Raw genomic sequence first — 13212 nt, 5'->3', positions numbered from 1 at the left:
TTATTATTTGAAACTCACTCAATTATCCCCATATTACAATTCATATTGTATTAGTTTGCTTTTTCAAGCACTGGAAAAAAGGTTATGACCGATAGTTCTAAAGTCGATTCTTCTATGATTCCCGTATTGCCCCTAAGAGATGTGGTGGTATTTCCTCACATGGTCATTCCTCTATTTGTGGGCCGAGATAAGTCTATCAATGCGTTAGAAAGTGCTTATGGTAGCAATAAAGAAATTTTGCTTTTGGCACAAAAAGAAGCAACCACAGAAGATCCTTCTGAAGACGATGTCTATCACACGGGGTGTATTGCTCATATTTTGCAAATGCTGAAGCTGCCCGATGGAAATGTAAAAGTGTTGGTAGAAGGGCAGAAGCGTGCAGAAGTTGCATCTTTTGAGTTATCAGACGATGTTCTGTTTGCTCATGTAGAACAGATTGTTTCTGAGCAGCCAGAAAGCACCGAAACACAGGCATTAACGCGCTCTGCGGTATCTTTATTCGAAAATTACGTAAAACTTAATAAGAAAGTACCTCCAGAAATTTTATCTGCATTGTCTGGCGTCACAGACGTTTGTCGCCTGTCGGATACTATGGCTTCTCACATGGCATTAAAAATTGATGAGAAGCAAAAGATACTTGAGATGACGGACGTAAAAGAACGTCTAGAGCATTTGATGGCGATTATGGAAGGTGAAATCGATCTGCTTCAGGTCGAAAAACGTATCCGTGGACGTGTCAAAAAGCAGATGGAACGTAGCCAACGTGAGTACTATCTGAACGAGCAGATGAAGGCTATCCAGAAAGAACTGGGCGATATTGACGAATCTGGCAAAGACATTGAAGAGCTAGAGAAGAAAATCGCTGAGTCGGGTATGAGTGAAGACGCTCGCGAGAAAGTGGAATCCGAACTGCGCAAATTAAAAATGATGTCGCCGATGTCTGCTGAAGCAACCGTCGTTCGTGGTTACATTGAGTGGATGCTTAATGTGCCGTGGCAGGAACGTTGCGACGTCAAAAAAGATCTGGCCGGGGCTGAAGATGTGTTAGAAGAAGAACACTATGGTCTTAAAGAAGTTAAAGAACGTATTTTGGAATATCTTGCGGTCCAGCAACGTGTCGACAAGATCAAAGGTCCAGTTTTATGTCTTGTAGGACCTCCTGGTGTTGGTAAAACATCCTTGGGCCGTTCTATCGCACATGCAACAGGACGAGATTTTTCTCGTATGTCGTTAGGTGGTGTGCGAGATGAAGCCGAAATTCGTGGTCATCGCCGTACTTATATTGGTTCTATGCCTGGTAAAATCATTCAGAAGATGAGCAAAGCCAAGGTTAAAAATCCACTGTTTTTGCTTGATGAAATCGACAAGATGGCCTCAGATATGAGAGGTGACCCATCGTCGGCATTACTGGAAGTATTAGATCCAGAGCAAAACCAGTCGTTTAACGACCACTACCTTGAGGTGGATTACGATCTATCCGAGGTGATGTTTATTGCAACCGCAAATTCCATGAATATTCCAGCACCTTTATTGGATCGTATGGAAGTTATTCGCATACCCGGTTATACCGAAGACGAAAAGCTGGCGATTTCTGAACGTTATCTTATCCCTAAGCAGTTAGAAAATGCGGGACTGGAAAGCCAGGAAATCAGCATCAGTCGCTCGGCTGTACGTACTATCATTCGCCGTTACACCCGTGAAGCTGGCGTGCGAAGCTTAGAGCGAGAGATTGCTAAAATCTGCCGCAAAGTCGTTAAGCAGGTGTCATTAAAACCGACGAATAAGCGTGTTTCTGTGACTGAACGTAATCTCCATAAATATCTTGGCGTTGCCAAATTTGATTTCGGAAAGGCTTCAGAAGAACATCGCGTAGGGCAGGTAACGGGCTTAGCCTGGACCGAAGTAGGTGGTGACTTACTTACTCTTGAGGCAGTGGCAACTCAAGGTAAAGGTAAAACTCTTTTCACTGGCCAGTTAGGCGATGTGATGCAGGAGTCTATCAAAGCCGCTATGACGGTTGTTCGAAGTCGCTCTCAGATGTTGGGTATTTCGGATGACTTTTATGAAAAGAAAGACATCCATGTTCACGTACCTGAAGGCGCTACGCCTAAAGATGGCCCAAGCGCAGGGATTGGTATGTGCACTGCTTTGGTATCTTCGTTAACGGGCATTCCTGTCTTATCGAATGTTGCTATGACAGGTGAGATCACGTTGCGCGGAGAAGTGTTGCGTATCGGTGGTCTGAAAGAGAAGCTTCTGGCAGCGCATCGAGGCGGTATCGAGAAAGTTCTGATCCCTTGGGAGAACGAACGAGACTTGGCGGAAATACCCGAAAATATTATTGGCGGTTTAGAGATCGTTCCTGTACGTTGGATTGACGAAGTGCTTGAGATCGCTTTGTCTGACACTCCGAAGCCGTTGGCAACAAGCGAAATAGAAGGACAGCCAGTTTTATCCGGCGAGCAAAAGGACAATCTTAAGCAAAGTAATCAACCTCATTAATTTGCCGCATACAAATCATGGCTGCTGATATTTTGTTTAATTCTGAACAATATATCGGCAGTGATGGTGAAAAGTATGCGCTAGGCCGCATAAATACTGGCTTCGCGGCGAAAGTTGCTTGACAGGTATTTTAACCTGTTGGTATAAAGTTCGCTCGCCCTAGCAAGGTAGTAAATTAGAAAGTAAATATAACCACTGGTATTCATAAACCAGACAACAATTACAAGGGGAAGTTGAGTGAATAAATCTGAGTTGATCGACGCTATCGCAGCGGGTGCCGATATCTCTAAAGCTTCTGCTGGTCGTGCATTAGACGCGATGTTAGATGCGGTAACTGAGTCGTTAAGAAAAGGTGACCAAGTAGCTTTAGTTGGTTTCGGTACTTTTAGTGTTAAAGAGCGCGCTGCTCGTACTGGCCTGAATCCTCAGACTCGCGAGAAGATTGAAATTCCAGCGGCAACAGTACCGTCATTTAAAGCTGGTAAAGCATTAAAAGAAGCGGTAAACTAGCGCGCCTTAGATGTAGATGGGCGCTTAGCTCAGTTGGGAGAGCATCGCCCTTACAAGGCGAGGGTCACTGGTTCAAGTCCAGTAGCGCCCACCAAATTTATTTAGTGGGTTTCGGAAGGTAAGGCGCAAGCCATATCTTCAACAATGTTTCAGGAGCAGTAGTTCAGTTGGTTAGAATACCGGCCTGTCACGCCGGGGGTCGCGGGTTCGAGTCCCGTCTGCTCCGCCAACATTACCAGCGCGCCTTTTTTGGCGCGTTTTTTTTATACGCATAAAACAGACGAATTTAAAAATTATTCAGGTATCTCGTTATGATGATGGAGAGCATAAGAAGCGGTATCGAAAAAACTTGGGTTAAAGTCTTTCTCGGTATCATCATTTTGTCATTCATTTTAGCTGGAGCGCTTACTACCAACTTTTCTGGTGGTTCAGCAGACGCTGTTGCTAAAGTTAATGGTGAAGAAATCAGTACCACACGTTGGATGGAAGGTGTTCAGGTAGAGCAGAGTCGTTACGGCAGCCAGTTTGAGCAATTGCACCCTACTGATGAGATGAAGCGCCAGTTTCGTATCAATACTCTGGATAAGGTCATTAACAATGTTGCCCTGTTGCAAGAAGTAAAAAGCGCAGGATTCATTGCTTCTGATGATCAAATCATCAAGAAACTAAAGTCATACCCTATTTTTCAAGTCGATGGTAAATATTCAAAAGACCGTGTAACCGAGTTTTTGAATAACCGTAACTGGACCGAAAGCCATCTTCTTAATTTGATCAATGACGAAATCGCGCAAACACAATTCAGCAAATTGTTAATCGATACTGAGTTCGCGTTGGATTATGAGCAAAACAAACGTCTTCAACTCCAGCAGCAAGAACGCGATGTAAAATCGTTATTGATTGAGAACAAGGCCTTTGAGAAAGATGTTAACGTTTCAGATGAAGACGTTCAGGCTTACTTCGACGAAAACATTGATCAATACCAAGTTGCCGAAAAAGTCGCTGTTGATTACCTGGAGTTAAAAACAGAAGATTTACTTGAGCGTATGTCTGTTACGGATCAAGAAGTTAACGACTATTACGAAAACAACAAAAATAAGTATGAAACGGAAGAAGAACGTCAGGTTGCTCACATACTTATTAAAATTAGTGAAGAGACGACTGACGAACAAGCAAAAGCTAAGATTGATGCCATTGCAGAGCGTTTGAAGCAAGGCGAAGATTTTGCTGAGGTAGCAAAAGCTGAGTCAGAAGATACATCAAAAGATGCTGGTGGTGACTTAGGCTATGCAGGCAAGGGTGTAATGGTTCCAGAGTTTGAAACTGCAATGTTTGCTTTGCCAAATGTTGGTGATATTTCTGAAATTGTTAAGACAGACTTCGGTTATCACATTATCAAACTGCTTGATATCAAAGCGGGTGAAGTTCGTCCTTTAGAAGAAGTTAAAGATGCTATTGTTGCTGACTTAAAAAATGAGAAAGCAGAAGATGAGTTCTACGCATTAAAATCAGATATCGAAACTTTGGTTTATGATAACTATAACTCACTTACTGAAGCTTCAGCTAAGTCACAGCTAGATATCAAGACCAGTGAGCCTTTCGGTCGTACTGGAGGCACTGGTGTTTTTGCTAACCCTCAAGTTTCGACGGCTGCATTTTCTGATGCGGTATTAAATGACGACAGAAACTCTGATGTTTTGGACTTGTCAGAAACACATATTATTGTTCTGCGCAAAAAAGACCACACGCCAGCGCGTAGCAAAACCATTGACGAAGTAAAAACTGAAGTGGCCGAAGCTGTTCGTCTACAAAAGATGAGAGAGCTTGCTAAAGCAAAAGGTGAAGCGATTATTGCTGAGCTACAAGCGGGTAAAAACGCAAGCGATATCGATACTGGTGATTTGACCTGGAAAGAATCGAAGAACTTGCGTCGTAACAGTTCACAACTAGGCTATGAGTTAACGGGTTATGTTTTTGAGGCTGGTAAGCCTGAAGAAAACCAGGCTAGCGTTAGTGGTAAGCAATTAGCGAATGGTGACTTTGCTGTTCTTATCGTTGAAAAAGTTTCTGAGCCAGACATCGCTAAGCTAACGGATGCTGAGAAACAGCAGTCAAAAGCTAGAGTTCAGCGCGCAATGAGCGATTTGAGCAACAGCAGCTTGCTACAAGCATTACGCGATAAAGCAGATGTACAGAAGTTTTCTGAGAATATTCGCTAAGAAGTATTCATCAGACATAAAAAAAGCCGCTATTGCGGCTTTTTTTATGTCTTTAATAAAGACAAAATAGGAGGCCATCAAAGATAGCACTCCTTTATATAGCTTATTCCATGTAGCTTTCTGGCATGCCGATGATGCTAAATCCGCTATCAACATGGAGGATTTCACCTGTCATACCGAGAGCTAAATCAGATCCTAAGAAAGCTGCAACATTACCTACATCTTCTTGAGTCACGTTACGACGCATCGGCGTGTTATCTTCGTAGTATGATAACATTTTCTTAAAGCTCTTAACACCGGATGCTGCCAGTGTACGAATAGGGCCAGCAGAAATGCCGTTGACTCGAATGCCGTCTTTACCAAGGCTGTTTGCCATATAACGAACGTTAGCTTCCAGACTGGCTTTAGCGACACCCATTACGTTGTAGTTAGGTAGTGCTCGTTCTGCGCCAAGATAGGTCATGGTAATCATTGAGCCGTTACGGCCAACCATCATTGGTTTGGCTGCTTTTGCAACTGCTGCAAAGCTGTAAGCGCTGATGTCATGAGCCACTTTAAAGCCGTCACGCGTAACAGCGTCCAAATAGTCGCCATCAAGTTGGTCAGATGGAGCGAAAGCGATAGAGTGAACCAGAACGTCAAAACCATCCCAGTGTTCTTTGAGTTGTGCGAAGAACTCTTCGATTGATTCGTCGCTGGATACATCACAAGGAAGTGCGATGTTTGAGCCCCAGCTTTGAGCCATGTCTTCTACGCGGCCTTTTAATTTATCACCCAGATAATTAAACGCTAATTCAGCACCTTGTTTATGCATTGCTTCTGCAACGCCTGCTGCAATTGAGCGCTTGCTAGCCAATCCCATCACCAGGACTCGCTTACCTGTTAAAAAACCCATATCCATACCTATGTCGTTAGTTATGTTAGAGGCCGCAGTTTATCACATGAATCTAACGGAGGTAGTACTTTGATTTTTGACATCGGAGCAGTGAGATATTGGTAGCCTATCAGACTTTCATCAGTTTTTTAGCCACTTGATTAGAGCAAGGGGCTATGACAGGTTATTAGCTGACCAGATATGTTTCGAGTTTTTGGCGTTTCGGTGGTGCATTGTTCTGTCGCGCAGGGACAGCGCTTGGCAAAAGGACATCCATTGGCCTGTATGGCCGTTGCCGAACGAGATGTATAACCGCGAACCGTTTGAATGGTTACTCGATCTCGAAAGATAGGCGTACTGGCAAACAACGTTTGTGTGTAGGGATGTTTCGGCGTATCGAATATTTGTTCTACATCGCCATATTCCATAACTTGGCCACGGTACATAACCAGCACTTGATCGGCTATATGCTCAACGACACCCAGATCATGAGAAATAAATACATAAGAGATTTGAAACTCTTCTTGCAATGCCAATAGCAGATTGAGTATTTGTGCCTGCACTGATACATCGAGTGCACTCAGGGGCTCGTCGGCGACGATGACTTTGGGTTCAAGAATTAAGGCGCGAGCAATAGCGATCCGTTGGCGCTGACCACCAGAAAACATGTGCGGAAAGCGTCTGGCATGTTCGGCCCTTAAACCTACTTTCTGTAATACTGATTCTACTTTATCTCTACGTTGGTTAGCGTTCAGCGAGGTATTAATGATTAATGGCTCTTCGAGAATGCTACCAATTCTTAAACGTGGATTAAGCGATGCAAAAGGGTTTTGGAAAATCATTCTCACTTGCAGAAAAAGCGTTTTTCGCTTGGCTTCTGTCAATTCGTAAACGGGGCGTTCGTCAATAAATACCTGACCCGATGATGGGCGTTCTATACCGACTAATTGACGAGCCAAAGTAGACTTTCCCGAACCTGATTCACCAACGATGGCCAGAGTTTTGCCTTGCTGCAATTCGAAAGAAATGTTGTCGATAGCATCAATAGTATTGTTGCGTCCAAACATCCAGTTGTTAAGGCGATACTTACGCGAAATATTTTGTACTCGTAAAATACTGCCCATAGCTAGGTCTCCTCTCCATCGAGTGGAAAATGGCATCGAACCAAGCCGTGGCCATGAATATTTTCTAATCTCGGTGCTCTAACGCATTCTTTGGCGGCGCGTGGACAACGTGGTCCAAGGCGACAACCTACAGGTAAATGATCTACAGGTGGAATACTTCCCCGTAGAGAGAATAAACGTTCTCCCTGGGCGTGTCTTTCGCCGATATGAGGGATGCTGTGCAGTAGTGCTTGAGTATAGGGGTGTTTGGGTTGAGCCAGTATTCTTCGAGTTGGTGCATTCTCCTGAATTTGACCACTGTACATAACACAAACTCGCTGAGCTGTTTCTGATAGTAAAGCGAAGTCATGAGTAATGAGCATCAGTCCTGTTTCTGTATGGCGGTTTAAGTCGAGTAGCAACTGAAGAATCTGCGATTGGATAGTCACATCCAGCGCGGTTGTAGGCTCGTCGGCAATGAGTAGCTTCGGTTCTGCTGCAATGGCGATGGCGATCATAATACGCTGGTTCATACCCCCCGATAACTGGTGCGGGTAACTTTTAAGACGCGACTCAGGATTCGCTATACCAACAGATTCTAATAATTGAATGGCGCGGAGTTTTTTATTTCTGCGGCCACTAATACCATGCATTGATAAGGTTTCCATTAATTGGAAACCAATAGTGAAACATGGATTTAGACTATTTTGAGGATCTTGAAAAATAATACTGACGTTTTGAGCGAGATAGCTTTGTCTTTGCTCTTTCGTCAGTTTCATAAGATCCTGACCATTAACGTTCATATAGTCTGCGGTGAAACGAGCTTTGGGCGACAAGAGTCCCATAATCGCTAAAGCAAAAATGCTTTTTCCTGAGCCCGACTCGCCAACAATTCCTAGCACCTCGCCTTGTTCCATTCTAAGAGAAACGCGATCAAGTACACGTACCGGTCCCGTCAAAGTATCGAATTCAACCGTGAGGTTTTCTATATGCAGTAACTTCACTATTGAGATCCTCTGGGGTCTAGTGCATCACGTAAGCCATCACCTACTAGATTAATACATAATACGGTGATCAGTATGGCTAAGCCCGGTGCTGCTACTGTCCATGGTGCGAGCTGAATATAATCTCTTGATTGAGACAGAATCGTTCCCCATTCTGGGTTAGGGGCCTGAGCGCCTAGACCAAGAAAACCCAAGGCGGCAATATCCAGAATAGCTGTCGAAAAGCTAAGTGTGATCTGCACAACAAGCGGCGGTAATATATTGGGCAAAATAGAGATTAAAAATAAACGAGTGGGACTGGAGCCATCCAGTTTTGCCGCAATGACGTATTCTTTATCGAGCTCTTCACGAATAACTGCGCGAACTATTCTGACAAAATGCGGAACCAGTACGATCGCTACAGCATAAATAGTGTTTAACAATCCTGGGCCTATGATTGCGACAATCAGGATCGCAAGTAAGAGTGAAGGAACAGCCAGAAAAATATCCATTAGTCGCAGAATAATAAATTCTACCGGGCCTTTACTGATTCCAGCCATGGCACCCAGCACGACGCCAACAATGGTTGCGATAAATACCACGATAACAGCGAGCCCCAATGTCAATCGTGAGCCATAAGCAACACGAGATAACATGTCTCTGCCTAGATCGTCGGTGCCAAGCAAAAACATCCGACTGCCGCCGTCCTCCCATGCCGGAGGAATCAGTAGAGATTCCGAAAACTGCACGGTTGGATCATGCTCAATGAGCATAGGGCCAATAAAAGCCAGCAAGACAATGATGAGCAGGCACACAAGCCCAACCATAGCGGCTTTGTGTTGCTTGTACTGATACCAGAACTCTTCCCAGGGACCGGGAATATGAGTTTCTTGATAAAGTTTAATCTCATTCATACTGGCTTCCTCAAACGAGGATTAATAAAAGCATAGAGCAAATCGATGCTGATATTGATGAGTATTACGATACTGGAAATCAACAGAATACCCCCTTGAATGGAAGGATAGTCCTGTCGATAGATCGCCTCTACCATCCATTTTCCGATGCCAGGCCAGGCAAAAATCGTTTCGGTTAAAACGGCTCCGGTTAATAAGATACTGGATTGTAATCCAATCACCGTAATAATAGGGATAAGAGCATTTCTTAAACCGTGAACCCAGATAATCCGAAAGCGACTTAATCCTTTAGCCTTTGCTGTCAAAATGTATTCGCTGGCTAGAACTTCTAGCATCGCTGAGCGGGTCATTCTGGCGATAACGGCTAATGGCAAGGTTGCTAAGACAATGGAAGGAAGAATCAAGTGTTTTAGTGCATCAAAGAATGCCGCGAGTTGATACTTAGGATAAGCTAACAGCGAGTCCACCAGCATAAATCCCGTGACTTTATCGATATCAAAAATAAAACTGATGCGTCCTGCTACTGGAGTAATATCCAAAAATAAAGAGAAAACAAAAATCAGCAGCATGCCCCACCAAAAAACGGGGATCGAATAGCCAATGAGTGTTACCGTCATAATCAGGCTATCAACCCAGGTGTTTTTATTGGTTGCCGCAGCGACACCAGCAGGTATCCCTAATATCAAAGCGATCAATGTTGCAAAAAAACCTAGCTCTAATGTCGCTGGGATAAAATTTAAAAATTCAGATAGTACCGGACGATTGCTGGTTATGGACAAGCCAAAGTCACCAGACAGTATATTGCGCAAATAATTTATGTACTGATAGACATAAGAGTCATCAACACCCAACTCTATGGCTTTTTGCGCCAGGGCACTGTCTGCTGAGCGCACATGACCCTGCCAGACAACATTAGAGTCGTCGGGTGTTAGTTGAGTGAGCGTAAAAAAGAGCAGGGTGATACCCAAAAAACTGAGGATTAAAACTAATATTTGGCGCGATATAACCTTGAGCATTAGTTTGTTTCCTCTTGCTTTGCTTCGGCAAGCTCAACTTTGCTAAAGGAAACGCCACCCGCTGGAGACATTACAAGATTTTTGACCCTGTCTCGCAAAATCAGTGTTTGTCGAGTGTGAGCTAATGTCATCCAGGGGGCTTCTTTTTTAAAAATGGATTGGGCTCTTTTATAAAGCTTGGTGCGTTGACGCTTACTGTGAATTGAGCGTGCATCTTTTATGATGGAGTCAAATTCTTCGTTACACCAAAATGATGAGTTTTGACCAGACTTGGTTGCTTCGCAGCTCAACAGAGTGCCCAGAAAATTATCAGGATCGCCATTGTCAGCAACCCAACCAAGAAGAGCGGTTTTATGTTCGCCTTGCCTGACTTTTTTGAGCAGAGTCGCAAGTTCTAAATTCACAATCTTAACGGTTAAGCCAATCTTTCTTAAATCTTGTTGAATCAGCTCCGCAGTTTTTCGAGAGTTGGGATTATAAGATCTTTGTTCGGAGAATGCCCAGATATCGAGGCTGAATCCATCTGGGTAACCTGCGCGATATAATAGGTTGCGTGCGTATTGAGGATCATATTCATGATCTTCAATGGAGTGGTTATAAGACCACATTCCTGGGGGGATAGGATTTTTGGCAATTTCGGCTGAGCCCCGATAAACCGCTTTTATTATGGCTTCTCGATTGACTGCATGACTCAACGCTTTACGAACCAAAGGATTGTCTAATGGTGGTTTGCGCGTATTAAAGGCCCAGTAAGCGATGTTGAGTCCTGGTGTGCTCAGTATATTAAGATCATCTTCTTTAGCCAGTGCGCTCAAATGGACGGGCAGCGGATTACTCATGACATCACACTCACCAGCCGTCAGGCGAGCAAAACGTAGATAAGGATCGGGTGTAATCGCAAAGACTAAGTGCTTAAGTTTTTCTTTGGTTTTCCAATAGTGCTCATGAGCTTCGTAACGTATAAACGCATCCGGTTGATAGCGTTTTAATTTAAATGGGCCTGTTCCAATCGGTTTGCTGCTCAAGTTATCGATGGCGTTTTTTTCTAGTAGCTGTTCTGCGTATTCGGCCGACAAAATGGAGGCGAACTCCATTGCTAAAATAGAGAGAAACGGGCTTGTCGTTTTCGATAGCTTAAATTGAACACGATAATTGTCGAGCTTCTTTATATCGACAATCAGATCATTCAACCCTTGAGTTTCAAAGTAAGGGAAGTCTTGTTGACTCGATACATGAAAAGGATCTTGTGATCGACGTTGACGATTAAAACTAAAAATAACATCGTCAGCGTTAAATGGTCTAGTTGGCGAAAACCAGGGCGTTGTATGGAAGTGAACATTTTTGCGTAATTCAAAAGTATAAACGGTGCCTTTAGAATTAACTTTCCAGGTTTTGGCTAGTGAGGGTAATACTTCTAATGTTCCTGGTTTAAACTCTACCAGTCGATTGTACAAAGGTCTGGCCGACGCATCGAAAGTTGAACCTGATGTTGTCGTTTGTGGGTTGAATGTTTCTGGGCTGGCTTCGGAGCAATAAACCAGAGTAGAGGCCATGGCTTGTTGCATGATGGCATCATCACCACAACTGGTTAGCGACAGTAGCACAAATACAGCAAGCATGCTTTGCGTGCAGTGACGTGAGTAACTAAAAATTTGCTGGCTTATTTGCATGTCGTTAAAGTCTGTGTCGAGCCGCTAAGATTCCAGTAATTGGTACTTTTTCAAGTAGCCTCTTAATTGATGATAGGTAAGTCCCAGCAACTCTGCTGTTTTTTTCTGGTTAAACTGAGCGTCTTCTAAGGCTTCCTTTAAGATACGGATTTCGGTTTCTTGAATAAACTCTTTTAAATCGATAGGAAACTGCGCTGAAGGAGCATTTTGAACGGGAGCCGTCTGGGGAGTCTGGATGTCTTGTTGTTGGCGAGTCCCGTCGACTAATGGCCGATAAGGTGATTCGAATGGATTCAACACTATGTTGTCGATAGGCAAACCTGGCGAAGCCAGATAAAGCGAGCGTTCAATCGCATTTTTGAGCTCACGCACATTCCCTGGCCAGGGATGATTTAACAAAGCTTCTTCTGCATTCTTTAAGAAACCTGGAAAACTATTAACCCCAAGCTCACGAGTCATTTTAGCGGCAAAATGATGGGCAAGAATTAATATGTCTTCTTGCCGATAGCGTAGGGGAGGGAGCGTGATCACGTCAAAGGCCAGGCGGTCTAGCAAATCGTGTCTAAACAGACCTTTTTCTGCCAGAGTGGGCAAGTCTTCATTGGTAGCTGCGATAAGGCGAACATCAACTTCTATTGTTTTGGTTCCTCCGACTCGCTCAAACTCGCCATACTCTATCACTCGCAATAACTTCTCTTGAACAGAAGGTGAGGAGGTCGCTAACTCATCAAGAAACAAGGTGCCATTGTGAGCTAACTCAAAACGTCCCTGATGTTTGCCTTTGGCGCCAGTAAAAGAGCCCGACTCGTGACCAAATAATTCGGATTCTAATAAGTTTTCGTTAATGGCTGCGCAATTAAGCTTGATAAGTGGTTGATCCCAACGCTGTGACAAGTAGTGAAGACGCGCGGCGATGAGCTCTTTTCCTGTTCCGCGCTCTCCAACGATCAATACTGGCCTATCAAGAGGGGCCAAGCGCGAGACTTTCTCCAGTGTTTCAAGGAAACTAGATGATTCCCCTATGAGGTTTTCCGGTTCTCGTTGCATCGTTATGGCTAAATAAGCTAACTTTTGGTTAATTTAACCTTATTTAATCCTGCTTTTCCAGTTAAATTAAAAAAAAACTATAGGAAACATTAAGTTATAGGGCTTTCAATGTTGGCACGCATTATGAATACCTTTTCAGTATTATCGTATTACTAGGAAATAGGAAAATGTTAAACTTGGATTTAAGTAATAAGCGCCAAACCCGTGTGGCCACACAGGCTACCTTAGGCGTCATTGGAGCCTTTCTATTTATGGTCAGTATGTTTGCTGATAAATCTAACAGCAGGGCTCATAATTTGGCGAAAACGGGATTTAGTCAATATGAAGTTACAGTGGATGAAGCCGCTGAAGGTCAATCATCTTTCTGGGGGTATTAA

Annotated in this window: 11 protein-coding genes and 2 tRNA genes; 6 read left to right on the top strand and 7 right to left on the bottom strand. The window is 43.7% G+C overall.

The genetic code is table 11. From position 1 onward, the window contains the following. Window positions 1-84 precede the first annotated feature (84 nt). The 5 genes from lon to NH399_RS14180 all read left to right on the top strand — a co-directional run bounded on the left by lon (window position 85) and on the right by NH399_RS14180 (window position 5228). Entirely contained in the window at window positions 85-2502 is a 2418-nt protein-coding gene (gene lon / locus NH399_RS14200) for an endopeptidase La (RefSeq protein ID WP_253041159.1), read from the top strand. Window positions 2503-2739: 237 nt separating this feature from the next. After that, the gene (locus NH399_RS14195) at window positions 2740-3012 is read left to right on the top strand and encodes an HU family DNA-binding protein (protein WP_253041158.1); all 273 of its coding nucleotides are present in this window, start codon (window positions 2740-2742) and stop codon (window positions 3010-3012) included. Window positions 3013-3030: 18 nt separating this feature from the next. Continuing rightward, window positions 3031-3106, top strand: a tRNA-Val gene (locus NH399_RS14190). A gap of 58 nt (window positions 3107-3164) precedes the next feature. Then, window positions 3165-3241 (top strand) — tRNA-Asp (locus tag NH399_RS14185). A gap of 82 nt (window positions 3242-3323) precedes the next feature. Beyond that, window positions 3324-5228, top strand: a complete 1905-nt coding sequence (locus tag NH399_RS14180; protein WP_253041157.1) for a SurA N-terminal domain-containing protein — start codon at window positions 3324-3326, stop codon at window positions 5226-5228. A 103-nt stretch (window positions 5229-5331) separates the two neighbouring features. Here NH399_RS14180 and NH399_RS14175 read toward each other — a convergent pair whose 3' ends face one another. The 7 genes from NH399_RS14175 to pspF all read right to left on the bottom strand — a co-directional run bounded on the left by NH399_RS14175 (window position 5332) and on the right by pspF (window position 12835). Then, window positions 5332-6123, bottom strand: a complete 792-nt coding sequence (locus NH399_RS14175; protein ID WP_253041156.1) for an enoyl-ACP reductase — start codon at window positions 6121-6123, stop codon at window positions 5332-5334. A gap of 140 nt (window positions 6124-6263) precedes the next feature. After that, on the bottom strand, window positions 6264-7226 hold the full coding sequence (locus NH399_RS14170; RefSeq protein WP_253041155.1) for a dipeptide ABC transporter ATP-binding protein: 963 nt from the start codon (window positions 7224-7226) through the stop codon (window positions 6264-6266). Window positions 7227-7228: 2 nt separating this feature from the next. Next, window positions 7229-8209, bottom strand: a complete 981-nt coding sequence (locus NH399_RS14165; RefSeq protein ID WP_253041154.1) for an oligopeptide/dipeptide ABC transporter ATP-binding protein — start codon at window positions 8207-8209, stop codon at window positions 7229-7231. Continuing rightward, window positions 8209-9102 carry an ABC transporter permease subunit gene (locus NH399_RS14160; protein ID WP_253041153.1) on the bottom strand — a complete coding sequence of 298 codons (894 nt, stop codon included), beginning with the start codon at window positions 9100-9102 and terminating at the stop codon, window positions 8209-8211. The genes NH399_RS14165 and NH399_RS14160 overlap by 1 nt, the downstream gene beginning before the upstream one ends. Beyond that, a complete protein-coding gene (locus NH399_RS14155) occupies window positions 9099-10118 on the bottom strand; it encodes an ABC transporter permease (RefSeq protein ID WP_253041152.1) in 1020 nt (339 codons plus the stop codon). Before NH399_RS14155 ends, NH399_RS14160 begins: the two co-directional genes overlap by 4 nt. Continuing rightward, complete coding sequence (locus tag NH399_RS14150; protein WP_253041150.1) at window positions 10118-11788, bottom strand: ABC transporter substrate-binding protein; 1671 nt, start codon at window positions 11786-11788, stop codon at window positions 10118-10120. The genes NH399_RS14155 and NH399_RS14150 overlap by 1 nt, the downstream gene beginning before the upstream one ends. Before the next feature lie 24 nt (window positions 11789-11812). Further along, a complete protein-coding gene (pspF, locus tag NH399_RS14145; RefSeq protein WP_253041148.1) occupies window positions 11813-12835 on the bottom strand; it encodes a phage shock protein operon transcriptional activator in 1023 nt (340 codons plus the stop codon). A 167-nt stretch (window positions 12836-13002) separates the two neighbouring features. Between pspF and NH399_RS14140 the strand changes: the two genes are divergently transcribed. After that, window positions 13003-13212 (top strand): hypothetical protein, encoded by a 210-nt coding sequence (locus tag NH399_RS14140; RefSeq protein ID WP_253041146.1) that lies wholly within the window; start codon window positions 13003-13005, stop codon window positions 13210-13212.

Source organism: Pleionea sp. CnH1-48 (assembly GCF_024124665.1).
GTDB lineage: Bacteria > Pseudomonadota > Gammaproteobacteria > Enterobacterales > Kangiellaceae > JAMXSB01.
The sequence above is the reverse complement of the archived record's forward strand: the minus strand, read 5'-3'. Positions and strand labels throughout refer to the sequence as shown.

What these genes read in the sequence shown, in the direction of transcription:
- pspF (WP_253041148.1), bottom strand. Translation starts at nt 12,835, where the DNA reads ATGCAACGAGAACCGGAAAACCTCATAGGGGAATCATCTAGTTTCCTT.
- lon (WP_253041159.1), top strand. Translation starts at nt 85, where the DNA reads ATGACCGATAGTTCTAAAGTCGATTCTTCTATGATTCCCGTATTGCCC.
- NH399_RS14160 (WP_253041153.1), bottom strand. Translation starts at nt 9,102, where the DNA reads ATGAATGAGATTAAACTTTATCAAGAAACTCATATTCCCGGTCCCTGG.
- NH399_RS14175 (WP_253041156.1), bottom strand. Translation starts at nt 6,123, where the DNA reads ATGGGTTTTTTAACAGGTAAGCGAGTCCTGGTGATGGGATTGGCTAGC.
- NH399_RS14170 (WP_253041155.1), bottom strand. Translation starts at nt 7,226, where the DNA reads ATGGGCAGTATTTTACGAGTACAAAATATTTCGCGTAAGTATCGCCTT.
- NH399_RS14150 (WP_253041150.1), bottom strand. Translation starts at nt 11,788, where the DNA reads ATGCAAATAAGCCAGCAAATTTTTAGTTACTCACGTCACTGCACGCAA.
- NH399_RS14155 (WP_253041152.1), bottom strand. Translation starts at nt 10,118, where the DNA reads ATGCTCAAGGTTATATCGCGCCAAATATTAGTTTTAATCCTCAGTTTT.
- NH399_RS14180 (WP_253041157.1), top strand. Translation starts at nt 3,324, where the DNA reads ATGATGATGGAGAGCATAAGAAGCGGTATCGAAAAAACTTGGGTTAAA.
- NH399_RS14140 (WP_253041146.1), top strand. Translation starts at nt 13,003, where the DNA reads ATGTTAAACTTGGATTTAAGTAATAAGCGCCAAACCCGTGTGGCCACA.